Raw genomic sequence first — 23,413 nt, 5'->3', positions numbered from 1 at the left:
CGGGCGACATCAATCGTAAGGTGAGCCTTACCTTTGACGCTACTCGACCGCTCCGGGCGATGTCCACTCAGCCTGCGGCGCGCGTGTAACGCTCAGCGAGGCGCAGCAGGTGAGGCGCCAGCTCGGCGGGCGAATCGACGGTGAAGTCCATGCCGAGCATGCCGATGTAGGCCGCGATCGTCTCGAGGCTGTCGGCGCCCGTGACGAGCACCGAGGTCTCGGGATCGACGGCCTCGACCACGCCGACGGTGGGGTTGATGCGTGCGATCACCCGCTCGGCCGGTGCGGCGATGCGCAGCCGCGCGTGGACGTTCCAGCCGCCCGCCGCGATCGACCGGAGCGCGAAGGCCGTGAAGTCGCCGCCGGGGACGGCAACCGGCTCGAAGGGCCGGCGCGTGGGCATCCTCGGTTCGATCCAGTCGAGCCGGAACGTCTCCCACTCCGCGGTGTCGGGATCCCGCGCGACGAGGTACCACCGCCGCTGCCAGCTGAGCAGCCGATACGGCTCGACGCGCCGAGGAGTGCCGCGGTCGTCGAAGCGCAGCCACTCCCCCGCGCGCACCGCCTGGGCGACGGCACGGAGCACCGCGGGGTCGACCTCGGGATCGGGCGCATCGGTGCCGACGTTCTCGGGACCGCTGTCGACGGTCGCGGCGACCGCGTCGACGGTCGGGCGCAGCCGCTCGGGCAGCACCTGCAGCAGCTTCGCCAGTGCACGCGCACCGGCCTCGTCGACACCGGCCACGCCGCGCGCCACGCGCAGGCCGATCGCGACCGCCACGGCCTCCTCGTCGTCCAGGAGCAGGGGCGGCAGCTTGCCTCCGGCGGAGAGGCGATACGATCCCGCCCGGCCGCGCTCCGCCTCGACGGGGTATCCGAGCCCGCGCAGACGTTCGATGTCGTTGCGGATCGTGCGCACCGAGACGCCGAGCCGCGCCGCGAGCTCGGGCCCCGGCCAGTGCGGACGCCCCTGCAGCAGCGCCAGCAGCGCCAGCATGCGCGCCGAGGTGTCGGCCATTCACGATCTCCTCGTATGACGTCGGTATAACAGGAAGAGAACTTGCCTGATTGAACCGTAACGTCAGGGACATGAACACCGCAACCGCTCAGACCACCGGCATCCACCCGTTCCGCATCGCCGTGCCGCAGGCCGACGTCGACGACCTGACCGCGCGCCTCGCCCGCACGCGGCTCCCGCAGCCCGCGCCGGTCGACGACTGGGAGTCCGGAACCCCCAACAGCTTCCTGACCGAGGCCGTCGCCCGGTGGCGCGACGGATTCGACTGGCGTGCCGCCGAGGCGCGCATGAACGAGTTCCCCCACTTCACGACCGAGATCGACGGGCAGAACATCCACTTCGTGCACGTGCGCTCGCCGCACGAGGGCGCGACGCCGCTGCTCCTCGCCCACACGTACCCGGGGTCGTTCGTGGACTACCTCGACATGATCGGGCCTCTCGTGGATCCCGTGGCGCACGGGGGCCGCGCCGAGGACGCGTTCGACGTCGTCGTGCCCGACGCACCCGGGTTCGGATTCAGCCAGCCGGTGACCGAGGCGGGCTGGACGACGGCACGCGTGGCCGCGGCCTACGACGTGCTGATGCGACGCCTCGGCTACGACTCGTACGGTATCCACGGCAGCGACAACGGTGCGATGGTGGCGCGCGAGCTCGGCCTGCAGGATCCGGCGGGCTTCCTCGGGCTGCACGTGCTTCAGCTGTTCTCGTTCCCGTCGGGCGACCCGGCCGAGTTCGAGAAGCTGGAACCGCAGGATTACGCGGGCCTGGAGCACATGCAGTGGTTCCAGTCCGTGGGCGCGTACAACACGATGAACGCGTCGCGTCCGCAGACCATCGCCGCCGCGCTGTCGGACTCCCCCGTCGGCCACCTCGCCTACGCCGAGCTGTTCACGTCGTTCGGCAACGGCACCTCGCTCGTCCCGCTCGACACGATCCTGACCGAGGTGAGCGTCGCGTGGTTCGCCAACGCGTCGGCCGGCATGAGCCGCGCCTACCGCGAGAACGCGCTGGCGGATGCGGCACCGCAGGTGAGCACGGCGCGCACCGGCGTCGCGGTCTTCGCGGACGACTTCCAGACGATCCGGGTATTCGCCGAACGCGACAACGCGAACATCGTGCACTGGAGCCGCTTCGAGCGCGGCGGCCACTTCGCCGCCCTCGAGGTCCCCGACCTGTTGGTCGCCGACATCCGCTCGTTCTTCGCGAGCGCATAGCCGGCGCGCCGGGAGCAGCGAAGGGGGTGGATCGTCGCGGGCTGCGGCGATCCACCCCTTCGCCGTCGTCACCCACCGGCGCGGGTAACCGAGGGCAACAATCGGGCGGAGGACGCGGCATCCGCCTAGCCTCGCCTCATGACGGAGCTCAACCTGCCGATCCTCGACCTCTCCCGGCTCGACGCGGGACCCGAGGCCGCCGCGCGGTTCCGCGACGACCTGCGCGCCGCGACGCACGACGTCGGGTTCTTCTACCTCACCGGCACCGGCGTCTCGCCCGAGCTGGAGGCACGACTGCACCGGGCCGCGCGCGACTTCTTCGCCCTGCCCGACGCCGACAAGCTGGCGATCGAGAACATCAACAGCCCCCATTTCCGCGGCTACACGCGTGTCGGCGGCGAGCGCACGCAGGGCAAGGTCGATTGGCGGGAGCAGATCGACATCGGGCCCGAGCGCGAGGCGGTCACCGATCCCGCCGCACCCGACTTCTCGCGCCTCATCGGCCCCAACCTGTGGCCGCAGGCGCAGCCCGAGCTGCGTGAGGTCGTCTCGGAATGGCACGATCACCTGTCGGGCGTCGCCCGCAAGCTGCTGCGCGCGTGGGCGCTCTCGCTCGGCGCGCCCGAGAACTACTTCGACGAGCACTTCGGCGAGCCCTCGACCCTCATCAAGATCGTGCGCTACCCCGGCAAGGAGGATCCCACGCCCCAGCAGGGCGTCGGCGCCCACAAGGACTCCGGCGTGCTGACTCTGCTGTGGGTCGAGCCGGGCAAGGGAGGGCTCCGGGTCGAGCGGGAGGACACTGCCACCGGCGAGCGGCACTGGGTCGACGCTCCTCCGGTCGCCGGCGCCTTCGTCGTCAACATCGGCGAGCTGCTCGAGTACGCCACGCAGGGCTACCTGATCGCGACGAAGCACCGCGTGATCTCGCCGACGTTCCCCGACGACCGCATCTCGGTCCCGTTCTTCTTCAATCCCGCCCTCGACAAGCGCCTGCCGCTCATCGAGCTGCCGGCCGAGCTCGCGGCGCAGGCGCGCGGCGTCACGCAGGATCCTGCCAACCCGATCCACGCGCTCTACGGCGAGAACGCGCTGAAGTCTCGTCTGCGCGCCCACCCGGACGTCGCCGAGATCCACCACGCCGACCTCGTGGCCGCGCGCGCGACCCCGACGACCTGACCGCGCCCTTCCGTCCCCACCGGCGTCTTGCAGGCGCGGTGGGCGCCCGCAAGGGGGTCGCGACCGCCGGAGCACCGGCCTAGCGTCGCAGGCATGAGCGACGTCACGATCTTCGCACCGTCCCCGACGCTCACCGTCACCGTCGAGGAGCACGGCGGCGAGCCCGACATCCATCTGCACGCCGGCGGCCAGGGGGTCTGGCAGGCCCGCATGCTCCTGCGGCTCGGCGCATCGGTCACCATGTGCTGCTCGCTCACCGGCGAGATCGGGCGGATGCTGCGCCACCTGCTCGAAGACGAGGGCTTCACCGTCGTCGGGGTCGACCGCCCGGGCAAGGGCTCGGCCTACGTCCACGACCGCCGCGGCGGCGAGCGCCGCATCATCGCCGAGACCGAGGGCGAGCCGCTGGCCCGCCACGACCTGGACGAGCTGTACGGGGTGGCCCTGCGCGAGGGGCTGGCCTCGGGGATCGCGATCCTCAGTGGTCCCGCGGGCGACGAGACGCTGCCGGCCGACACCTACCGGCGCCTGTCCGCCGACCTTCGCAAGGGCGGCGCGACGGTCGTCGCGGACCTCGCGGGCAAACGGCTGGCCGCCGCGCTGGAGGGTGGCGTGGATGTGCTCAAGGTGAGCCACGAAGAGCTGGCCGACGATGGCCTGACCACGGACGACACCGCCGAGCAGCTCCTGCGCGCGATGCGCGAACTGCGCCGTCGAGGTGCCGGAGTGGTGATCGTCTCACGGTCCAGCGAGCCGCTGCTGATGCTGGACGGCGAAGGCTTCGTCGAGGTGGCGGCGCCGCGGATGGAGGTCGCCGACACGCGCGGAGCCGGCGACTCGCTGACGGCCGGAGTGGCTGCCGGCATCGCACGGGGCGAGCCGGTCCGCGAGGCGATCGTCACCGGTGCGGCGGCAGGAGCGCTCAACGTCACGCGCCACGGCCTCGGCACGGGCGACCCCGAGGCCATCGCGCTCCTTCGCGAGTCCGTCGCGGTGCGCGAGATCGTCGACGACTCCGCCGCCGGGGTCGATCAGTCCGTCACCGGCCATGTGAGCCCGGACGGGCTGGCGGCACTGGCCGACCCGGAGGAGGAGCGATGACGCGCACGCTCATCACCAACGACGACGGCATCGACGCCCCGGGCCTGCACGCGCTCGCTCGCGCGGCGCAGGCAGCCGGACTGGATGTGACGGTGGCGGCGCCGATGCGGCAGTCCAGTGGAACCAGCGCCTCGATCGTCGCCGCAGAGGAGGGCGGCCGCATCGCCATCGAGCGACGCGAGCTGCCGGGCCTCGACGGCGTCCCCGCGTTCGCGGTGCGCGGCGGTCCCGGGCTCGTGGCGCTCATCGCCGCGCACGGCGCGTTCGGCGAGCCGGCGGAGCTGGTGCTGTCGGGGGTCAACCACGGCGCCAACGTCGGCCGGGCCATCCTGCACTCCGGCACGGTCGGCGCAGCGCTCACGGGAGGCCTGAACGGCGCGTGGGGCGAGGCGGTCTCGCTGGACGTGGGCATGAACCCGGTGGAGTTCCACTGGGATGCCGCAGCCGCCGTCGCGATCGAGCTCCTGCCCTTCCTGCTCGGCCGCCCTCGCGGCACGGTCGTGAACCTCAATGTGCCGAACACGCCGTCGCATCGCGGTGTGGTCGAGGCGGCGCTGGCGCCCTTCGGCATCGTGCAGACCACGCTCACGGAGCGCGACGCCGGGCACATCCGCCTCGCCGTCGAGGACCTCCCCAACACGCCTGAACCCGGCAGCGACGCCGCCTATCTCGCGGAGGGCTGGGTGACGCTCACCGGCCTCGACCCCGTCTCGCATGTGCCGTTGGGGTTCGCCGAGCACGAGGCATCCCCGCGTCCGTAAACGACGAAGGCCTCCCCACACCGTGGGGAGGCCTTCTCAAGAATGTTTTGCGCGATTGAACGCTGGTCGGTGCCTTATCGACGGAGACCGAGGCGCTCGATGAGCGAGCGGTAACGGTTGATGTCGATGTCCTGGAGGTAGCCCAGGAGACGGCGGCGCTGACCCACGAGCAGGAACAGACCACGACGCGAGTGGTGGTCGTGCTTGTGCTCCTTCAGGTGCTCGGTGAGGTCCTTGATGCGCTGCGTCAGCATCGCGACCTGCACCTCGGGGGATCCGGTGTCACCGGGGTGCGTCGCGTACTCTTCGATGATCGCCTTCTTGACGTCTGCTTCCAGTGCCATAGGTGATCCCCTCTCTGCTTGTTGCGCGGTGCCCGTCACCCGATGTGCGAGCTCTCTTTCTCCGCGGCCGATCCAACGGCAACCTGAAGAGTCTACCAGCCCGCACGCGCACTGAGGGACCGCGGCTGCCGCGGCGAACTCCCCCTGCCGCAGCGCCGGTACGCTCGACAGAGTGCAGTCCGGAGCGCATCGCAGCCACTTCATCGACCTGCGGCCGTTCCGCACCAGCCCGGCCTTCGCACGCATGTGGATCGGCTCCACCCTCGCGGGCCTCGGCGGGCAGCTGACGATCGTCGCGATCATGCTGCAGATGTACGACCTCACCGGCTCCACGTTCGCGGTGTCGATGATCGCGGTCGCGGGGCTCGTGCCGATGATCATCGCGGGCATCTACGGCGGCATGCTCGCCGATGCCTTCGACCGCCGCAAGGTGGCGCTCATCGCCGCGACCGTGACGTTCGGCTCGACGGCCCTGCTCGCCGTGCTCGCCTGGACGCAGCTCGAGACGGTGTGGTGGCTGTACGCGCTCAGCGTCGTCAACTCCGCCGCCAACTCGATCGTGCTGGCGACGCGTCAGGCCATCGTGCCGCGGCTGCTCCCCCGCGAACTGCTCGCGGCGGCATCCGCCCTCGGCGGGATCACGGTCGGCATCATGGTGATGGCGGGGCCTGCGCTGGCCGGCGTGCTCGTCGCCTTCACCGGCTACGCGTGGACGTACACCCTCGACGTGCTGCTGATGACCTCGCTGTTCCTCGGGCTGTGGACGCTCCCCCGCCTGCGCCCCGAGGGCGTCATCGTGCGTCCCGGGCTGGAGTCGCTGCGGGACGGCTGGCGATTCCTGCGCCGCGCGTCGAACATCCGGCTGCAGTTCATCCTGGACATCACCGCGATGACCTTCGGCCAGCCGCTCTCGCTGTTCCCCGCGATCGGTGCCGTGCTGCTCGGTGGCGGCCCGATCACGACGGGCGTCCTCACGGCCTCGGTCGCCGCCGGCGCGTTCGCGTCGAGCCTGTTCTCGGGCCGCGTCGGCGCGGTACGGCGCCAGGGAGTGGGTATCGAGCGCGCGATCCTCGTCTACGGCGGAGCGATCGCCGCACTCGGGCTCGTCCTCGGTGCGGCGGCGCTCGGCTGGTTCGCTCCGAGCGGGGTCGACACCGATACGCCGAACCTCGTGCTGATCGCGGCAGCATGCGTCGTGCTCGCCGTCTCGGGCGCCGCCGACAACGTCAGTTCGATCTACCGCAACACGATGGTGCAGGCGGCCGTGCCCGACACCATCCGCGGCAGGCTGCAGGGCATCTTCATCGTGGTGGTGGCCGGCGGTCCGCGCCTCGGGGCCCTCTACGCCGGCACTCTCGCGACCCTCACGGCGCTGTGGTTCCCGCCGCTGCTCGGCGGATTCGTCATCATCGGGATCGTGGCCACGCTCGTGCGGCTCAGCCCGCGGTTCCGCGCCTACGACGCCGAGAACCCGGTGCCCTGACACGGGTGCGGTCGCGACACCGTAGCCGGGCGGTCGCACGTCGGCGGATTTCGGACGTCGCGCCCGCCCACCGCCACGCGCACCGCCGAGCGCGCGTACCGTGGCCCCGTGACCTCGACATCGACGACACCCGCAGCGTCGGCGACGCGCCTGCCCTCTCCGCGCTGGATCGCGGTCCAGTTCGTGCTGGCGGGGATCGTGTGGGGCTCGAGCTTCCTCTTCATGAAGGTCGCGCTCACCGGCATCTCGCCGGCACAGGTCGCGTGGACGCGCATCCTGCTGGGCACTCTGACGCTCGGCATCCTGGTCCTCGCGCGCCGTGAGCACCTCACCCGCAGCCTGCGCGTGTGGGCCCACCTGCTCGTGCTGGGACTGACCTTCTGCGTCATCCCGTTCCTGCTGTTCTCCTGGGCCCAGCAGCACGTCAGCTCGGGCGTCGCGAGCATCTTCAACGCGACGACGCCGATCATGACGGCGATCATGGCGTGGCTCGTCTTCCGCGTCGAGCGGCTCAAGGCGCTGCAGGTCGTCGGCATCGGCGTCGGCATCCTCGGCGTCGTCGTGATCATCGCGCCGTGGCAGGGCGTCTCGCTCGACGGAAGCCTCATCGCCGAGATCGCGATCCTCGGCGCGACGGCCAGCTACGGGTTCAGCTTCGCGTACATGCGCCGCTTCGTCTCGAACACCGGCATGTCGGCCCTCGCCTTCACCTTCGGCTACATCGCCATGGCGGGGCTCGTGATGGCCGTGCTCACGCCGTTCCTCGTCCTCACCCCGGTGCGGCTGGACGTGCCCATCATCGTGAGCCTGGTGCTGCTGGGGTGCCTGGGCACCGGCATCGCGTATGTGTGGAACCAGAACACCGTGCGCGCATGGGGCCCGACCCGCGCATCGACGGTCACCTACATCACCCCGGTCGTCGGCGTGGTCCTCGGCGTGCTGATCCTCGGCGAGACGGTCAGCTGGAACGAGCCGGTCGGCGCGCTCGTCGTCTTCCTCGGCATCCTGCTCGCCCAGGACCGCCTCCGCCGTCGTCGAGTCGCGCAGACATGAGAAGAGTGGATGCCTCGGGCCGAGGCTGGGCCCCCGCGCCCCGAGGCTCCGCGCAGCGCGAAGCGATGCGTGGAGGGGGCGTGGGGACCACTCTTCGAAGGTCCGCGCGATCAGGCGGGCTGGTGCGCGCCCTGCAGGTCGAGCGTGATCGTGATGTCCTTGCCGACGAGGACTCCGCCGGTCTCGAGCGCGGCGTTCCACGTGAGGCCGAACTCCTCGCGGTTCACGACGGTCTTGGCCGTCGCACCGGCCTTGTAGTTGCCCCACGGGTCGACGCCGAAGCCGCCGAACTCGAACTCGAACGTGACGGGCTTGGTGATGCCGCGGATGGTGAGGTCACCGTCGACGAGGAAGTCGCCGTCCTCGACGCGCGTGCCGGTGGAGCGGAACTCCATCGTCGGGTGGTTCTCGACGTCGAAGAAGTCGGCCGAGCGCAGGTGGTTGTCGCGCGCCTCGTCCTTCGTGTCGACCGAGGTCACATCGACGCTCGCCTCGACCTTGGCCTCCAGCGGGTTCTCGGGGGCGACGAGCGTCGCGCTCTTCATGCCGAACGTGCCGCGCACCTTCGAGATCATCATGTGGCGGACGCTGAAGGTCACCTCGCTGTGGGCGGGGTCCAGCACCCAGGTGCCGGTGCGGTAGCCGGGGATGTCGATCGTCGTGGCGTCGGTCATGGGTTCTTCCTTCGTGTCGTTGGGCGGCCGCCGCGGCGGCATTGCAGGGTGGAACGCGGCTGTCCGCGCATCTATTCCCATGAATAGAATACCGGCGACGCGGGTGCGGCTCACACGAGAGCGCGGCGCACGCGACCCGGCGTGAGCCCGGTGGTGCGTGTGAAGGCGCGGCTGAACGCCGCTTCGGACCCGTAGCCGTGCGCCGCGGCGACCGCGGCCACGGCCTCGCCCCTGGCCAGCATCGATCGCGCCGCCCGCATCCGTGCCGCCGTCACGTACGTCATCGCCGGCTCGCCGACCACTGCGGTGAACCGCGCCGCGAACACCGAACGCGACATGACGGCGCACCGCGCCAGCTCGGAGAGCGTCCAGGGGTGACCGGGATCCCGGTGGATGGCCGCGATGGCGCGTCCGAGCTGCGGGTCGCGCAGCGCGGCGAGCCAGCCGGTGGCATCCTCCGGCTCCTCGTCGAGCCACGCGCGCACCGTCTCGACCACGAGCACGTCGGCCAGACGCGTCGCGACAGCCTCGCCGCCGGGCCTCGGGTCCCTGAGCTCGCCCGCCAGCAGCGGGACGAGTGCCGCCATCATCGGATGCCGCGACGAGTCGACCCGCACCACGCGGGGCAGCACCGCGAGCATGTCCTGCACCGCGGGCGAGTCGAAGGCCATCACGCCGCAGAGCATGGCGACATCAGGCGCGTCGCCGTCCGCTCCGAGGGTGAGGACCGAGAAGGACTCGCCGAGCATCGTCTGCGGCAGCAGATCGGCGCGGCCGGCGACCGGGGCACCGGGGATTGTCGCCACACGATGGTCGATGCCGCGAGGAACGAGCGCGAGCTCGCCGGCGGCCAGCCGGATCGGCGGCTCGCCCTCGACCTCGAGGAACGCGGCCCCGCGCGCCACGATGTGGAAACTCAGGGTCTCGGGGAACTGCGGCATCGTGACGGCGACCTCACCCGACGCCTCGGTCCAGGAGTAGAACGCGCCGCGCATCCGGAGCTGGTACAGCGCGTCCGTGAGGGGCTCCGACTGCTCCCACGGCAAGACGGTCGTCACACAGGCCTCCCGGACGATCGATCATGGTTTCCGTATCCCTGACGATAGATCATCCTGGCGTGGCCTGCCAGTGTCGATCACACAGCGATCAGAGCGATCAGCGAAGCGAGGAGACATCATGAACATCCTGGTCATCGGCGCCACCGGCGGATCGGGCCGCGCCGCCTGCGAGGCCCTGCTGACGCGCGGTCACACCGTGACGGCGCTCGCGCGCCGCGCCACCGCGCTCCCTGCGGCCGCGGGTCTCGTGCGCATCGACGCAGACGCCACCGACCCCGCCACCGTCGAGCGGGTCCTGCCCGGTCACGATGCCGTCATCGTGATCCTCGGCATCTCGGAGCCGGCGCTGCGCGTCCGGCTGCGCGGACCCGTCGGAACACCGGCCGACGTGCGCTCGCGGGCGACGGCCGAGATCATCCGGGTGGCCCGGGCGCACGGCGTCCGCCGGGTCATCGTCCAGTCCTCCTACGGCGTCGGCGAGACGCGCGATCGTCTCGGCCTCGTCGACCGCATCCTGTTCGCTCTGCTGATCAAGCCGCAGATCTTCGACACCGAACTGCAGGAGAGCATGCTGCGAGGGTCGGAGCTCGACTGGACCTTCGTCCAGCCCGTCCACCTCACCGACGACGGGTCGGCGGAGCACTTCACGTCGACGGACGGCAGCACCAGGCGTCACAAGGTGACCCGCAAGGGCGTCGCGCAAGTCCACGCCGATCTGCTGGAGCGACCCGACCTCATCGGGCGGACGGTGTCCGTCTCGGGCTGAGCCCGCGGAACGCCGAAGGGAGTGGATGCCGCGCACGCGGCATCCACTCCCTTCAGGTCGATACGGGTCTGGCTTCTGAGTTCAGCCGACCTTGATGAGGTCGATGACGAAGATCAGCGTCTTGCCGCCGAGGAAGTGACCGCCGGCCGGGCCGTACGCCAGGTGCGGCGGGATGACGAGCTCACGACGGCCGCCCTCCTTCATGCCGGGGATGCCGTCCTGCCACCCCTGGATGAGTCCGCGCAGGGGGAACTGGATGCTCTCGCCGCGGTTCCACGACGAGTCGAACTCCTCGCCGGTCTCGTACTCGACGCCCACGTAGTGGACGGTCACGGTGTCGCCGGGCTTGGCCTCGGCGCCGTCGCCCACGACGATGTCGCGGACGACGAGCTCGGCGGGCGCGGGGCCCGCGGGTGCGTCGATCTCGGGCTTGGTGCGGTCGTCAGTCATGCCACCATCCAACCATCCCCCGACCGCGATCGCAGTGCGGGTTCGCCCTCAGGGGAACCGGACAAGGTCCCTTGACACCCGCGCCGGGCACCCGGCATCCTGGTGGCAGATCAGCTCAGCGCTCGGGAGTCACGCAGGCATCGCCGCGGCACCGAGCGCTGAGTTCGTCTGCGGGACGTGAGGGCGTCCGCGCGGACGGCACTCACGGCGCGAACATCGCCGCGCGCGTCGAGACGATCCGCTCGAGCAGATGATGCTCCTGCGCCGCCGCCTGCGGGTCACGGCCGGTGAGCGCCCGCTGACGCGTCGCGGCGAGCGCCGTGGCGTCGGAGATGAACGAGCGCATCATCGGCCGGCGGTCGCCGCGCAGCGTCGCGGCCCACGCCATGGCGCTCTTGCGCCCGGCGGACGTCGCGAGCATGTCGACCTCCTGCGGCGTGAACCAGCCTGCCGCCGCGTAGTCGCCCAGCCGGCGCCGGGTGAGCCGCGCTTCTTCGCGTCGCAGCGCGACGATGCCGAGGATGAACCCGACGAACAGCGGCACCTGCAGGGTCAGATACAGCACGAAGAAGTTGCCGAAGGCCGCCGAGCCGTTCCAGAACGCGTGCAAAGCGATCGCTCCGGCGAGCCCCACGAGCCACGGCCCGACCGCCTGGCCCGCCGTGAGTCCCCGCCGCGCCGCGAGGCCGAGCGCGAAGCCGGTCACGCTGGTGAACATGACGTGCGCGAACGGCGACAGGATGCCGCGCAGGAAGAACGTGGTCGAGGTCTCGACCGCGCCGCCCTCGATGAAGCTGACCGCGAAGTACTGGATGTTCTCGGTGAACGCGAAGCCGGCGCCGACGAGCGCACCGTAGACGACGCCGTCGACGGGGCCGTCGAACGAGCGCCGGGCGATCGCGAAGATGAGGAAGACGCCGAGGCCCTTCGCGAACTCCTCCACGACCGGTGCCTGCACGACGGTCTGCAGCACTTCGCCGACGCCGCTGCGCACGCCGAACAGCAGCGTGAGCACCCAGTCGACGCCCAGCGCGATGCCCACCGCCGCGATCGCGCCCCACCCCACGGCGAGCAGCAGCAGTCCGCGCGGTTCCGGCTCCCACCGGTCGACGAGACGCACGGCGAACCAGACCCCCACGAGCGGCACGACGGCGAGGATCATGCCCACCAGCGACGCGCCGGGCCCGAGCGCGTTGAGGAAGTAGCCGATGAGACCCACGAGCACGAGCACGAGAACGCCGACGACCCAGATCGTCGCCGTGCTCCCCCGCCGCGGAGCCTCGGCCGCCACCGGCACCGGAGCCGGCGAGGTCACCGGCGGGGTGATGGCGGCGGGTGCGGCGTAGTGCGGCTGCGCGAACGCCGAGGGGAACTCCGGGGGCGTGAGCGAGGGCCGCTGAGGAGCGGCACCGGGATCAAGCGTCATGCGCACAGCCTAGGGGCGGGCACGGACGACGGCGCACTCCGCGACGCGTCCTGTGGACGGCCCCGGCGCGGGGCGCTCCGAGTAGGTTGGGGGCATGCGCTTCGCCCACGTCGTCCCGCCCGGCAGCGCCCTGCCGCGGCTCGTCCTGGTGGACGGCGAGGACGCCGTGTTCGTCGACGAGCTGTTCGACGGCGCGCCCGGGACCCTCGAGCAGCTGATCGCCGGGGGCGACGGCCTGCTCGATCGGGTTCGGGATGCCGCCGACCGCGGCGTGCGGCATCCACTGGATTCCGCCCGGTTCGCGTCGGCGCTGCTGACGCCGCCGGTCATCCTGGCGATCGGCCTCAACTACGCCGCCCACTCCAGTGAGCTCGGGCTCAAGACCGACTCGACGCCGACGGTGTTCGTGCTGTGGCCCAACTCGCTCGCGGCCCACGACAGCACCACGAGCTGGCCGCGATCGCTCAGCGAATCCGTCGACTACGAGGCCGAGCTCGGCGTCATCATCGGCACGCCAGCGAAGGACGTCGACCCCGAGCACGCGCTCGAGCACGTGTGGGGGTACACCGTGGTCAACGACATCACGGCGCGCGACATCCAGTACTCCGAGGCGCAGTGGTCGCGCTGCAAGTCGTTCGACGGCTTCACGCCGACGGGGCCGTTCGTCGTCACGCGCGACGAGGTCCCCGACCCGCAGTCGCTGCACATCTGGACGGTGCTGGACGGCACGACGCTGCAGGACGCCACGACGGCGCAGATGGTCCGCCCCGTCGCGACCCTCGTGTCGCACCTGTCGCGATCGGCCACGCTGCTGCCCGGCACGCTCATCTCGACGGGCAGCCCCGGCGGTGCCGGCTATTCGCGCGACCCGCAGGTGTTCCTGCGCGACCGCTCCACCGTCACCGTCGGCATCGACGGGATCGGTGCGCTGACCACCCACTGCCGCATCCTCGATTGACGGATGCCGCGGCCACCGCGTCGCGGAACGACGAAGCCCCTCTCCGGACGGAGAGGGGCTTCGCGGCGTCAGCGGGTCAGTCGCAGGTGATCGTGCCGCCGGTGGAGAGCGGGTACGTGCCGGGCTCCATGCCGTCGCACAGCTGCTGCAGCGCGATGGCGCCGTTGACCACGACGATCGTGATGATGATCGTCGCGATGATGCTGAGGACGAGGAAGATCCAGCCCAGGATGATCGCAACCTTCGCGGGCGTGTTCGGGACGCCGGCCTTCTTGCTCTGCGAGCGGGCGACGTAGCCGAGGATCAGGCCGATGAGCGACGCGAAGAAGACGACCACGAGCGCGACGATGCCGAGGGTCTTGCCGGGAACCGGGGCGCCGGGCGCCGGGGCGCCGTACGGGGCGGGCGGAGCCGCGGCGTACGCGGGAGCGGCGGCGGGATCGGCCGGCGCGCCATAGGCAGGAGCGCCGTAGGCCGGCGGCGCGGGCGGCGCGGCGCCATACGCGGGGGCGGCGGCCTCCGCAGCGGGCGCGGCGGGCGCCTCGTACGCCGGAGCGGCAGGCTCGGCCGCGGGCGCGGCGGGCGCCTCGTACGCCGGAGCGGCAGGCTCGGCCGCGGGAGCAGCCGACGCCTCGGGTGCCTCGTAGGCCGGAGCCTCGGGCGCCGCCGGAGCGGCGTCGGCCGCGGGCGCCTCGGGCGGCTGCGGCGCCGGGTCGACGGGGTTCTGGGGGTCGCTCATGTGGGTTTCCTCTCGCATGTGACTCTGCATGACCGTAGCGGCAGTCACACACCCGGGGCAATCGGCCGCGCCGGGGATGATTCCCCATTGCGGCCGATCGGGCCTCAGCGCGAGAGGTTGTCGGACGAGACGATGTCTTCGGCGGCCTGCACCACCGGGATGGCGGCGGTCACCGTCTCCAGGCCCGACAGGCGGGCGGGCGACAGCTGCTTGGCCACCTCGTCGCTCGACATCAGCCCGGCCTCGACGACCAGGTCGGCGACGCTGCGCCCGGTCAGCAGGGCGGTCTTGGCGAGCGCCGCGGCGGCCGCGTACCCGATGAACGGGGTGAGCGCGGTGATGACCCCGACCGACGAGCCGACCATCGCGCCGAGGCGCTCGCGGTTCGCGGTGATGCCGTCGACGCAGTTGACGCGGAGCGTGTACATCGCCTGGCGCAGCCACGTGATGGACTGGAAGATCGAGTGCGCGATCACCGGCTCGAACGCGTTCAGCTGCAGCTGCCCGCCCTCGACCGCCATCGTCACCGTGAGGTCGGAGCCGGCCACGGCGAACGCGACCTGGTTGACGACCTCGGGGATCACCGGGTTCACCTTGCCCGGCATGATGCTGGAGCCGGCCTGACGCGCCGGGAGATTGATCTCACCGAGCCCCGCCTGCGGCCCGGAAGAGAGCAGACGCAGGTCGTTGCAGATCTTCGACAGCTTGATCGCGTTGCGCTTGAGCGAGGACGAGAACGACATGAACGATCCGGTGTCGCTCGTGGCCTCGACGAGGTCCGTGGCCGTCGCAAGGTCGAGCCCCGAGATCTCGCGCAGGTGCTTCAGCACCGCCGGGGCATAGCTCGGATGCGTCGTGATGCCGGTGCCGATGGCCGTCGCGCCCATGTTGACCTCGTACAGGAGGTAGGCGTTCTCGGTGAGCCGCTGGTGGTCGTAGCCGAGGGTGGTCGCGAAGCCGTGGAACTCCTGGCCGAGCGTCATGGGCACGGCGTCCTGCAGCTGCGTGCGGCCCACCTTCAGCACGTCGTGGAACTCGACCGCCTTGGCCAGGAACGACCGGCGCAGCAGGTCGAGCTCCTCCAGCAGGCTGGCGAGGTCCAGCCCGAGACCCACCTTGATCGCCGTCGGGTAGACGTCGTTCGTCGACTGGCTGCGGTTGGTGTCGTCGATGGGCGAGAGGAAGGCGTAGTCGCCCTTCTCGCGGCCGGCGAGCTCGAGCGCGATGTTGGTGATGACCTCGTTCGCGTTCATGTTGGTCGAGGTTCCGGCGCCGCCCTGGATGACGCCGACCACGAACTGGTCGTGGTGCTCGCCGTCGATGACCAGCTGCGCGGCGCGGTCGATGAGGTCGGCCTTCTCGGGGTCGAGCACGCCGATCTCGCGGTTGGCGCGCGCCGAGGCCTGCTTCACCATCGCGAGGCCGCGCACGAGGTCGGGGTACACCGAGATGGGGCGCTTCGAGATCGGGAAGTTCTCCAGCGCGCGGGCCGTGTGGATGCCCCAGTACGCGTCGGCGGGGATCTCCAGGGATCCCAGGGAATCGGTCTCGATGCGGGTTCGCGTCATTGCGTCCAGAGCCATGTGTGCAGTCCTCGTGGGTCGTTCACAGCGGTGTGCGGGGTTGCTTCGACCCTACCCGCGCGCGGACCGCCCAGGGCTGTACGCGGCGTACAGCGGGAGGTGCCCGAACGTACGCGGCGGAGGCCCCGGCTGCCGGTTCACCGGCGCTTGCGAGAGAACTCCTCGAGGCGCTGCTCAGGGGTCAGCCGCGCCATGTGCGCCACCCACTCCGGCGAGAAGAACTCCGCCGTGGACGCCTCGACCACCGGCACCACGGCGTGCGTGATGGTCTCGTCGTACACGTGGACGAGATGGAACGACTGACCGGCATCCATCCCGTTCACCTCGTCGGCGGGACGAGCGAGGTTCATCGTGTAGCACGTGGCCGCCGCGACGCTCACCGGCACGCCCGCGAACGTGCCGCTCGTCGAGTGATGCAGGTGCCCCGCGAGGATCGCGCGCACGTCGGTGCCTGCGATCACCTCGGCGAGGCGGCCCTGGTCGCGCAGCTCGAGGATGTCGAAGAACGGGATGTGCGACGGCAGCGGCGGGTGGTGCATGGCGAGGATCGTGCCGAGCGGCGCCGGCGTCGCCAGAACTTCGCGCAGCCACTCCAGCTGCGCGGTGTCGAGGTCGCCGTGGTGCCAGCCGGGCACGGTCGAGTCGAGCGCGATCAGGCGCAGGCCGCCGAGGTCCCACACGCCGGTCACCGGCTGCTCCGTCGGCGGCACATCCAGCAGCTCGCGACGCAGCGCAGGGCGCTCGTCGTGGTTGCCGGCGACCCACACCACCGGTGCGCCCAGCCGCTCCGCGAAGGGCTCGACCTCCGCGCGCAGCGCGCGATATGCCTCGGGCTCGCCCAGGTCGGTCAGGTCGCCGGTGAAGACGACCGCGTCAGGATGGATGCCGGTGGCCTCGGCCGCGGCGAGCGCCCGGCGCAGATTCGCGGCGGTGTCATAGCGTCCGCCGAGCGGCGGATTGCCGGCCAGCAGGTGCGTGTCGCTGATGTGCAGCAGCGTCCGCCGTGCGGGCGGATGCTGGCCGAACTGGACGGGAGCCGTGACCATGACCCCAGATTAGGCCGTGCGCCCGACACCCGTCGGCGGGGCGCCGGTCAGTGCCCGAAGATGATCAGCAGCAGTCCGCCCAGGACGGCGAGCCCGCACATCCCGAACGACGCGTAGGCGCCCACGAGCGCGAACCGCTTCTGCCCGTCGGTGAGCGGGGACTTCTTGGCCGCCTTCGCCGCAGCCTTCTCGGCACGGCGCGCCTCCTTCTCGGAGATGACGGTGATGGCGTCCGTGAACTCCGCGGGCGCGACAACAGGCACGCGTCCGGCGCGCACCAGCAGACGCACCGCGATGGCGTAGAAGCCGACGACGAGCAGCGACGCGATGAGCGCGGCCACGAATACCTGGACGAAGGCGAGCCAGTCGATCTCGATCACTTCTTGTCGCCTTCCCTGTTCGAGCGGGCCGCGGCCTTGCCGGCGGCATCCGCCTTCGAACGCTCCCCCGCGGCCTTGGCGTCGGCCTTCGCCTTCGCCTTCGCCGCGGCCTTGGCCTCGGCCTTCGCACGCGCCTCCTCCTCGGCGCGGACGCGGGCCTCTTCGCGTGCGATGCGGCGCTGGCGGCGCGTGGGCGGCGGGTTGCGCTTGACCTTGACGGCCAGGCCCGAGTCGGCCACCTCGCTCATGGCGTTGCTGGCGTTGACCTCGTCGCGACGCGACCGCAGGAACAGCCCGACGATGATGACGACGGCGAGGATCGCATCGATGAGGACGCCCCAGCCGCCGAGCCACGTGACGATGAGCGCCGCGACCGCACCCACGGCGCCGGCGGCGGGGAGCGTCAGGAGCCAGCCGATCGCGATGCGCCCCACCGTGCGCCAGCGCACCTTCGAGCCGCGGCGGCCGAGACCGGAGCCGATCACCGAGCCCGACGCGACCTGCGTGGTCGACAGCGCAAAGCCGAAGTAGCTGGAGGCGAGGATGGTCGAGGCCGTCGCCGTCTCGGCCGAGAAGCCCTGCGCCGGCTTGACGTCGGTGAGGCCCTTGCCGAGCGTGCGGATGATGCGCCAGCCGCCGACGTACGTGCCCAGGGCGATCGCGAACGCGCACGCGAAGATCACCCACGTGTACGGGTCCTCCTGCGACTGGCTCTGCCAGCCCGCCACGATGAGCGTCAGGGTGATGACGCCCATCGTCTTCTGGGCGTCGTTGGTGCCGTGCGCGAGCGCGACGAGAGACGACGTGAAGATCTGTCCCCAGCGGAAGCCGTCACGCCCGTCGGGCTTGCCGTCGTACCGCCGAGTGAGCAGGTACGCGAGGCGCGTCGCCGCGAAGGCGATGAGGCCGGCCGTGAAAGGCGCGATGACGGCCGGCAGCACGACCTTGCTCAGCACCTCGCCGAAGTTGATCGACGCGAGCGACATGGTGCCGACGATCGTCGCCCCGATGAGGCCGCCGAACAGCGCGTGCGAGGAGCTCGACGGAAGACCCAGCAGCCACGTCAGCATGTTCCAGGTGATGGCGCCGATGAGTCCCGCGAAGATGATCGGGAGCATCTCGGAACTCGTGATGGCGTCTTCGTTGATGATGCCGTGCGAGATCGTCTTGGACACCTCGGTCGACAGGAACGCGCCCACCAGGTTCAGGCAGGCTGCGAGCAGCACCGCCACCTTGGGCTTGAGCGCACCGGTCGCGATCGGCGTCGCCATCGCATTCGCGGTGTCGTGGAAGCCGTTCGTGAAGTCGAAGAAGAGCGCGAGAGCGATGACCAGAACGACGATCAGGGCTGCGGATTCCACCGTTCGCTTTCCGAGAGGGGGTGGGAGAAGGAAATGCCGACGGGATCGGCGCGACGAACGAAGAGTTCACCAGGACGTAAGGAACCGGCAACCGGCCACGAGAATCCTACAACGCGGAACTGCCGATCAACTCGACGCAGCGGTTAGCGTGGAACGGTGACTCTCTCAGGCTCCGCTTCCGCCCCGTCCACGCCTGACGACGGCATCCACCCTCCCGTCGCCGCGATCCGCGCGACTGTCCGTTCGCATCACGGCGACGACGTCGAAGACCGCTACGAATGGTTCCGCGCGAAGGAGGACGCGGAGGTCATCGCGCACCTCGAGGCCGAGAACGCGTACACGCAGCAGCGCACCGCCCACCTCGACGGCCTGCGCCAGCGCATCTTCGACGAGATCAAGGGCCGCACGCTCGAGACCGACCTCTCGGTGCCCACGCGCCGCGGGGACTGGTGGTACTACGGCCGCACGATCGAAGGCAAGCAGTACGGCATCCAGTGCCGTGCTCCACTGGCCTCGCCGGACGACTGGACGCCGCCCTCGCTGAGCGCCGACACCGAGGTGCCGGGCGAGCAGATCCTGCTCGACAGCAACGCCGAAGCCGAGGGCAGCGAGTTCTTCTCGCTGGGCAGCTTCGAGGTCTCGAACGATGCGCGGCTGATGCTCTACGGCGTCGACGTCGCGGGCGACGAGCGGTACACGGTGCGCGTGCGCGACCTCGAGACCGGCGCCGACCTCCCCGACGTGATCCCCGACACGTTCGCCGGTGCGACATTCTCGCCCGACGGCCGGTTCATCGTCTACACCACGGTCGACGACGCCTGGCGGCCCGACACCGTGTGGCTGCACGAGCTGGGCACGCCCGTCGAGGACGACGCGAAGCTCTTCCACGAGCCCGACGAGAAGTACTGGGTGGGCGCCGGATTCACCCGCAGCGACCGGTTCCTCGTGATCGGTCTCGGCTCGTCCATCACGAGCGAGGAATGGCTGCTGGACGCGTCTGATCTCCGAGGGCAGCCGCGCGTCGTCTGGCCGCGCGTCGAGGGCGTCGAGTACGACTCCGAGCACGCCGTCGTCGACGGCGAGGACGTGCTGTTCATCCTCCACAACGACGGAGCCCTGGACTTCGAGCTCGTCCGGGTGGCGGCATCCGACCCCTCCGGAGCACGCGAGGTCGTGATCCCCCACCGTCCCGGCGAGCGCCTGCTGGGCGTCTCGACGTTCCGCGACTGGGGCGTCGTGGGGTACCGGCGCGGCGGTCTCGCGCGGCTCGGCATGCTGTCGTACGCGGACGGCTCCGTCGACGAGATCGCGTTCGACGAGCCGCTGTACTCGGTGGGCACCGGCGGCAACCCCGAGTGGGCGCCTCCCCTGCTGCGCCTCGGCTACGGCTCCTTCGTCACCCCCGGCACCGTGTACGACCTCGACGTCGCGACACGCGAGCTGCACCTGCGCAAGCGCCAGCCGGTGCTCGGCGGCTACGACCCGTCCGCGTACGCGCAGGAGCGCGTGTGGGCGACCGCCCAGGACGGCACCCAGATCCCGATCTCGCTCGTCTACAAGCGGTCCTTCGGCGATGCCGGCGTCGCGCCGCGGCCCGTCCACCTCTACGGCTACGGCTCGTACGAGCACTCGATCGAGCCGGGCTTCTCGGTTCCGCGCCTGTCGGAGCTCGACCGCGGCGTCGTGTTCGCCGTCGCCCACGTGCGCGGCGGCGGCGAGATGGGACGCCAGTGGTACGAGGACGGCAAGCTCCTCGCCAAGCGCAACACGTTCACCGACTTCGTCGACAGCGCGCTGCACCTCATCGACCACGGGTACACGACGGCTTCGCAGCTGGTCGCCGAGGGCGGCTCCGCCGGGGGCCTGCTGATGGGCGCGGTCGCCAACCTCGCACCCGAGCTGTTCGCCGGCGTGCTCGCCGACGTGCCGTTCGTCGACGCGCTCACGACGATCCTCGACCCGTCGCTGCCGCTCACGGTGATCGAGTGGGACGAGTGGGGCGACCCGCTGCACGACCCCGAGGTGTACGCGTACATGAAGTCGTACTCGCCCTACGAGAACGTGCGTGCCGATGTTCAGTACCCGCGCATCCTCGCGGTGACCTCGCTCAACGACACGCGCGTGCTGTACGTCGAGCCCGCCAAGTGGGTCGCGCGCCTGCGCGAGGTGGGCGCCGACGCCCTGCTCAAGTGCGAGATGGTCGCCGGACACGGCGGCGTCTCGGGCCGCTACAACGCCTGGCGCGAGCGGGCGTTCGAGCTCGCCTGGCTGCTCGACGTCCTCGGCGTCGCGGACGCCTGAGCCCCGACTTCGGCCCGTGGATGCCTCGACGTGCCGGTGACGGCGGGCCGAGGCATCCACCACGGCGGGCCGAGGCATCCACTCGCCAGGGCTGGGGCAGGCAGAGCCGGCGCGGCGCGGGTGACGGCCGCTCTCTCCCAGATCAGGAGATCTGGCGTGGACAGGACGATTCCGCCAGAAACGTCCTGCGTCGGCGAGATCTCCTGATCTCGGACGGGCGGAACAGAACAGAGCCGAGAGAGTGGATGCCTCGGGGCGAGGCATCCACTCTCCACAGGCCGGATCAGCCGAAGAGGGCGGCGGCCTCTTCGTAGCGGTAGAGGGGCACCGTGTTGAGCTCGCCGAGCGCGTCGGCGAACGGGACGCGGACGATGTCGGTGCCGCGCATCGCGACCATCTGGCCCCACGCGCCGTCGACGACGGCGTCGGCGGCGTGGAGGCCCAGGCGCGTGGCGAGCACCCGGTCGAAGCCGGAGGGCGAGCCGCCGCGCTGGATGTGTCCGAGCACGGTGGAGCGGGTCTCGATGCCGGTCAGCCGCTCGATCTCAGGGGCGAGCACCTCGCCGATGCCGCCGAGGCGCGGGCGGTTGAAGGCGTCGAGGCCCTTGTCGCTGTACGCCTCGTCCATCCCGGTGAGCGTGAAGCCCTCGGACACGACGACCAGCGGCGCACGTCCGCGGTCGTGGGCCTTGGTGACGAGGTCGGCGATCTCGTCGATCGACATCGGGACCTCGGGGATGCAGATCGCGTGCGCGCCGGCGGCCATGCCGGCGTGCAGCGCGATCCAGCCGACGTGGCGGCCCATGACCTCGGCGACCATGCAGCGCTGGTGCGAGTCGCCGGTGGTGCGCAGACGGTCCATCGCGTCCGTCGCGATGTTGACGGCGGTGTCGAAGCCGAACGAGTAGTCGGTGGCGCGCAGGTCGTTGTCGATCGTCTTGGGCACGCCCAGCACGTTGATGCCGTCGTTCGCCAGGCGATTGGCGGCGGCCAGGGTGCCCTCGCCGCCGATCGCGATGATGCCGTCGATGCGGTGGCCGTACATCGTCTTGGCGATGTTCTCGGCGCCGCCGCGGGGGCCTTCGTAGGGGTTCGTGCGCGAGGTGCCGAGGATCGTGCCTCCGACCTTCGAGAGGCCCTTGACCTCGTGGCGGGTCAGCGGAAAGAAGTCGCCGTCGACGACACCGCGCCAGCCGTCGCGGATGCCGACGAACTCGAGGTCATATGTGGTCGTGCCCTTGAGCACGACTCCGCGGATCACCGCGTTGAGTCCGGGGCAATCGCCGCCGCTCGTCAGGATGCCGATCTTCATAGCTGTGTTCCTCGCTGTCGGGAGAAGAGGGACGGCGACGCTGCCTCCCCCGACATTAGTGCCGGATGCCGCGGCCTGCCACACGGCGGGTCACGGCCTCCTCGCGCGGGGTTCAGGAGCCGCGACGCCACGCGTCGTCGACGAGATGCCAGCGCACGGCGTCGGCCGGACGCGCCGCCACGCCGCGGAACCAGTACGTCTCGTCGGGGTTCCAGCCGCCGAGGACCGACGCCGCCCCGTCGCCGACGTCGATGAGACGCGTGGCCGCCGTCAGGTAGCCGCGCACGGTGAGGTGCACGCCGTCCGCCTCGACGGCGACTGCGCTCCAGTCCGGCACGACCCAGCGTCCGTCGCGGCCCGTGACCCGGAACCAGTCGTGCCGTCGCGACGCGGTGACCTCGAGGGGATGCCGCCGGCACAGGTCCGCCCAGTCCTCGGGGCCGTCGAGCTCGATGACACGTGCGGGGTACGCGTCCACCGGCGTCGCGACCGCGGCGTTGCGCCCGAGGGAGTCCTCGACCCACCACAGACCCGCGGGCCCGTCGGGCCCGAGCGACCGCGTCGTCCGGACGAGCTCATGCGGCGGCACCGACCACCACGTGCCGCTCCAGTTCGCGGTGGGATCGGACGGACGCTCCGCCGCCGACCGCGCCTCGTCCGCGAGGGTCGCCGCGCGCCAGGCCGCGAGCGTCTCTCCCGCGTCGACGGCGCAGGCCGTGCCCTCCCACGGCGTCGTCCACTGATCCGCCAGGTCGACGGGGCCTCTCCACCACGACGCGGCGGGTGCGGTCGCGATCAGCCCGGCGATCCGCCGCAGCGGTGCGGTGAGCTCGTCCTGGGCGACGAGGACGTCGCGCCCGTCGGCGGGCTGCCAGTACTTGGCGGCATCCACCGAACGCTGGAGGGCCTCGCGGAGCAGCGCCTCGGTCGGTGCGTCCGGCTCGATCGTGTCGAGGGCGGCGGCCGCTTCTGCCGCGCCCACTGTCGGGGGCGCGGGCGGCTCGTGTCCGCCCTCGCTGAAGGAGACCAGCGTCACGGCGCCCGTCTCGAGAGCCAGCGCGGCCCAGTACAGGGCGGTCGCGGCATCCTGCCCCCGCCCCGTCGTATCGACCACGCTTCCGGCCAGGGCGTACTCCAGGCACAGCCGGCGTCCGCGGGGTCCCGACAGCAGCGCGTCGGCGTCGATGGTCATCCCGACACCCTAGC

Annotated in this window: 22 protein-coding genes; 9 read left to right on the top strand and 13 right to left on the bottom strand. The window is 71.0% G+C overall.

The window, feature by feature from the left end; genetic code table 11:
- Positions 1-67: 67 nt before the first annotated feature.
- Entirely contained in the window at positions 68-1,018 is a 951-nt protein-coding gene (locus FB391_RS05100; RefSeq protein WP_141893218.1) for a helix-turn-helix transcriptional regulator, read from the bottom strand.
- 71 nt (positions 1,019-1,089) lie between these two features.
- Between FB391_RS05100 and FB391_RS05095 the strand changes: the two genes are divergently transcribed.
- The 4 genes from FB391_RS05095 to surE all read left to right on the top strand — a co-directional run bounded on the left by FB391_RS05095 (position 1,090) and on the right by surE (position 5,273).
- Positions 1,090-2,232: an epoxide hydrolase family protein gene (locus FB391_RS05095; RefSeq protein ID WP_141893216.1), complete on the top strand. Its 1,143-nt coding sequence runs from the start codon at positions 1,090-1,092 to the stop codon at positions 2,230-2,232.
- A 138-nt stretch (positions 2,233-2,370) separates the two neighbouring features.
- Positions 2,371-3,411: an isopenicillin N synthase family dioxygenase gene (locus FB391_RS05090; RefSeq protein WP_141893214.1), complete on the top strand. Its 1,041-nt coding sequence runs from the start codon at positions 2,371-2,373 to the stop codon at positions 3,409-3,411.
- Between the two features lie 93 nt (positions 3,412-3,504).
- The gene (locus tag FB391_RS05085; protein WP_141893212.1) at positions 3,505-4,512 is read left to right on the top strand and encodes a 1-phosphofructokinase family hexose kinase; all 1,008 of its coding nucleotides are present in this window, start codon (positions 3,505-3,507) and stop codon (positions 4,510-4,512) included.
- Positions 4,509-5,273, top strand: a complete 765-nt coding sequence (gene surE, locus FB391_RS05080; RefSeq protein WP_141893210.1) for a 5'/3'-nucleotidase SurE — start codon at positions 4,509-4,511, stop codon at positions 5,271-5,273. Before FB391_RS05085 ends, surE begins: the two co-directional genes overlap by 4 nt.
- A 74-nt stretch (positions 5,274-5,347) precedes the next feature.
- Here the strand turns inward: surE and rpsO are convergent, their stop codons facing one another.
- The gene (gene rpsO / locus FB391_RS05075; protein WP_005048780.1) at positions 5,348-5,617 is read right to left on the bottom strand and encodes a 30S ribosomal protein S15; all 270 of its coding nucleotides are present in this window, start codon (positions 5,615-5,617) and stop codon (positions 5,348-5,350) included.
- Between the two features lie 244 nt (positions 5,618-5,861).
- Between rpsO and FB391_RS05070 the strand changes: the two genes are divergently transcribed.
- Complete coding sequence (locus tag FB391_RS05070) at positions 5,862-7,100, top strand: MFS transporter (RefSeq protein WP_246093386.1); 1,239 nt, start codon at positions 5,862-5,864, stop codon at positions 7,098-7,100.
- Between the two features lie 108 nt (positions 7,101-7,208).
- Positions 7,209-8,153, top strand: a complete 945-nt coding sequence (locus tag FB391_RS05065; protein WP_141893206.1) for a DMT family transporter — start codon at positions 7,209-7,211, stop codon at positions 8,151-8,153.
- Positions 8,154-8,263: 110 nt separating this feature from the next.
- Here the strand turns inward: FB391_RS05065 and FB391_RS05060 are convergent, their stop codons facing one another.
- Together FB391_RS05060 and FB391_RS05055 are read right to left on the bottom strand one after the other, a co-directional pair.
- On the bottom strand, positions 8,264-8,827 hold the full coding sequence (locus FB391_RS05060; protein WP_141893204.1) for a YceI family protein: 564 nt from the start codon (positions 8,825-8,827) through the stop codon (positions 8,264-8,266).
- A 110-nt stretch (positions 8,828-8,937) separates the two neighbouring features.
- Positions 8,938-9,885, bottom strand: coding sequence for an AraC family transcriptional regulator (locus FB391_RS05055; RefSeq protein ID WP_141893202.1), 948 nt, complete (start codon positions 9,883-9,885; stop codon positions 8,938-8,940).
- 118 nt (positions 9,886-10,003) lie between these two features.
- Here FB391_RS05055 and FB391_RS05050 point away from each other — a divergent pair, with 118 nt between their 5' ends.
- Positions 10,004-10,651: an NAD(P)-dependent oxidoreductase gene (locus FB391_RS05050; RefSeq protein WP_141893200.1), complete on the top strand. Its 648-nt coding sequence runs from the start codon at positions 10,004-10,006 to the stop codon at positions 10,649-10,651.
- Positions 10,652-10,732: 81 nt separating this feature from the next.
- Here the strand turns inward: FB391_RS05050 and FB391_RS05045 are convergent, their stop codons facing one another.
- Positions 10,733-11,101, bottom strand: coding sequence for an FKBP-type peptidyl-prolyl cis-trans isomerase (locus FB391_RS05045; protein ID WP_141893198.1), 369 nt, complete (start codon positions 11,099-11,101; stop codon positions 10,733-10,735).
- A 202-nt stretch (positions 11,102-11,303) separates the two neighbouring features.
- Complete coding sequence (locus tag FB391_RS05040; protein WP_141893196.1) at positions 11,304-12,527, bottom strand: PrsW family intramembrane metalloprotease; 1,224 nt, start codon at positions 12,525-12,527, stop codon at positions 11,304-11,306.
- Between the two features lie 94 nt (positions 12,528-12,621).
- Here FB391_RS05040 and FB391_RS05035 point away from each other — a divergent pair, with 94 nt between their 5' ends.
- Entirely contained in the window at positions 12,622-13,485 is an 864-nt protein-coding gene (locus FB391_RS05035; RefSeq protein ID WP_141893194.1) for a fumarylacetoacetate hydrolase family protein, read from the top strand.
- Between the two features lie 76 nt (positions 13,486-13,561).
- Here FB391_RS05035 and FB391_RS19625 read toward each other — a convergent pair whose 3' ends face one another.
- From FB391_RS19625 to FB391_RS05005, 5 genes are all read right to left on the bottom strand, one after another.
- Positions 13,562-14,224 carry a DUF4190 domain-containing protein gene (locus FB391_RS19625; protein WP_185842946.1) on the bottom strand — a complete coding sequence of 221 codons (663 nt, stop codon included), beginning with the start codon at positions 14,222-14,224 and terminating at the stop codon, positions 13,562-13,564.
- Between the two features lie 104 nt (positions 14,225-14,328).
- The gene (locus FB391_RS05020; RefSeq protein WP_141893190.1) at positions 14,329-15,807 is read right to left on the bottom strand and encodes an aspartate ammonia-lyase; all 1,479 of its coding nucleotides are present in this window, start codon (positions 15,805-15,807) and stop codon (positions 14,329-14,331) included.
- A 137-nt stretch (positions 15,808-15,944) separates the two neighbouring features.
- Positions 15,945-16,853 carry a metallophosphoesterase gene (locus FB391_RS05015; RefSeq protein ID WP_141893188.1) on the bottom strand — a complete coding sequence of 303 codons (909 nt, stop codon included), beginning with the start codon at positions 16,851-16,853 and terminating at the stop codon, positions 15,945-15,947.
- A 47-nt stretch (positions 16,854-16,900) separates the two neighbouring features.
- Positions 16,901-17,233, bottom strand: a complete 333-nt coding sequence (locus FB391_RS05010; RefSeq protein WP_141893186.1) for a peptidase — start codon at positions 17,231-17,233, stop codon at positions 16,901-16,903.
- Positions 17,230-18,594 (bottom strand): inorganic phosphate transporter, encoded by a 1,365-nt coding sequence (locus tag FB391_RS05005; protein WP_141893185.1) that lies wholly within the window; start codon positions 18,592-18,594, stop codon positions 17,230-17,232. The genes FB391_RS05010 and FB391_RS05005 overlap by 4 nt, the downstream gene beginning before the upstream one ends.
- Positions 18,595-18,798: 204 nt before the next feature.
- Between FB391_RS05005 and FB391_RS05000 the strand changes: the two genes are divergently transcribed.
- Positions 18,799-20,895, top strand: coding sequence for a S9 family peptidase (locus FB391_RS05000; protein WP_141893664.1), 2,097 nt, complete (start codon positions 18,799-18,801; stop codon positions 20,893-20,895).
- A gap of 283 nt (positions 20,896-21,178) precedes the next feature.
- Here the strand turns inward: FB391_RS05000 and FB391_RS04995 are convergent, their stop codons facing one another.
- Entirely contained in the window at positions 21,179-22,207 is a 1,029-nt protein-coding gene (locus tag FB391_RS04995) for an ATP-dependent 6-phosphofructokinase (protein WP_141893183.1), read from the bottom strand.
- 112 nt (positions 22,208-22,319) lie between these two features.
- Entirely contained in the window at positions 22,320-23,399 is a 1,080-nt protein-coding gene (locus FB391_RS04990; RefSeq protein WP_141893181.1) for a hypothetical protein, read from the bottom strand.
- Between the last annotated feature and the right edge of the window lie 14 nt (positions 23,400-23,413).

Source organism: Microbacterium kyungheense (assembly GCF_006783905.1).
GTDB classification, from domain to species: Bacteria; Actinomycetota; Actinomycetes; order Actinomycetales; family Microbacteriaceae; genus Microbacterium; species Microbacterium kyungheense.
This window is presented reverse-complemented; position numbering and strand designations above follow the sequence as displayed.

Bases quoted from the DNA above. Each gene is read 5' to 3' on its own strand.
- FB391_RS04990 (WP_141893181.1), bottom strand. From the start codon at position 23,399: ATGACCATCGACGCCGACGCGCTGCTGTCGGGACCCCGCGGACGCCGG.
- FB391_RS05095 (WP_141893216.1), top strand. From the start codon at position 1,090: ATGAACACCGCAACCGCTCAGACCACCGGCATCCACCCGTTCCGCATC.
- FB391_RS05100 (WP_141893218.1), bottom strand. From the start codon at position 1,018: ATGGCCGACACCTCGGCGCGCATGCTGGCGCTGCTGGCGCTGCTGCAG.
- FB391_RS04995 (WP_141893183.1), bottom strand. From the start codon at position 22,207: ATGAAGATCGGCATCCTGACGAGCGGCGGCGATTGCCCCGGACTCAAC.
- FB391_RS05040 (WP_141893196.1), bottom strand. From the start codon at position 12,527: ATGACGCTTGATCCCGGTGCCGCTCCTCAGCGGCCCTCGCTCACGCCC.
- FB391_RS05060 (WP_141893204.1), bottom strand. From the start codon at position 8,827: ATGACCGACGCCACGACGATCGACATCCCCGGCTACCGCACCGGCACC.
- FB391_RS05085 (WP_141893212.1), top strand. From the start codon at position 3,505: ATGAGCGACGTCACGATCTTCGCACCGTCCCCGACGCTCACCGTCACC.
- FB391_RS05090 (WP_141893214.1), top strand. From the start codon at position 2,371: ATGACGGAGCTCAACCTGCCGATCCTCGACCTCTCCCGGCTCGACGCG.
- FB391_RS05045 (WP_141893198.1), bottom strand. From the start codon at position 11,101: ATGACTGACGACCGCACCAAGCCCGAGATCGACGCACCCGCGGGCCCC.
- FB391_RS05050 (WP_141893200.1), top strand. From the start codon at position 10,004: ATGAACATCCTGGTCATCGGCGCCACCGGCGGATCGGGCCGCGCCGCC.
- FB391_RS05070 (WP_246093386.1), top strand. From the start codon at position 5,862: ATGTGGATCGGCTCCACCCTCGCGGGCCTCGGCGGGCAGCTGACGATC.
- FB391_RS05015 (WP_141893188.1), bottom strand. From the start codon at position 16,853: ATGGTCACGGCTCCCGTCCAGTTCGGCCAGCATCCGCCCGCACGGCGG.
- FB391_RS05020 (WP_141893190.1), bottom strand. From the start codon at position 15,807: ATGGCTCTGGACGCAATGACGCGAACCCGCATCGAGACCGATTCCCTG.
- surE (WP_141893210.1), top strand. From the start codon at position 4,509: ATGACGCGCACGCTCATCACCAACGACGACGGCATCGACGCCCCGGGC.
- FB391_RS05035 (WP_141893194.1), top strand. From the start codon at position 12,622: ATGCGCTTCGCCCACGTCGTCCCGCCCGGCAGCGCCCTGCCGCGGCTC.
- FB391_RS19625 (WP_185842946.1), bottom strand. From the start codon at position 14,224: ATGAGCGACCCCCAGAACCCCGTCGACCCGGCGCCGCAGCCGCCCGAG.
- rpsO (WP_005048780.1), bottom strand. From the start codon at position 5,617: ATGGCACTGGAAGCAGACGTCAAGAAGGCGATCATCGAAGAGTACGCG.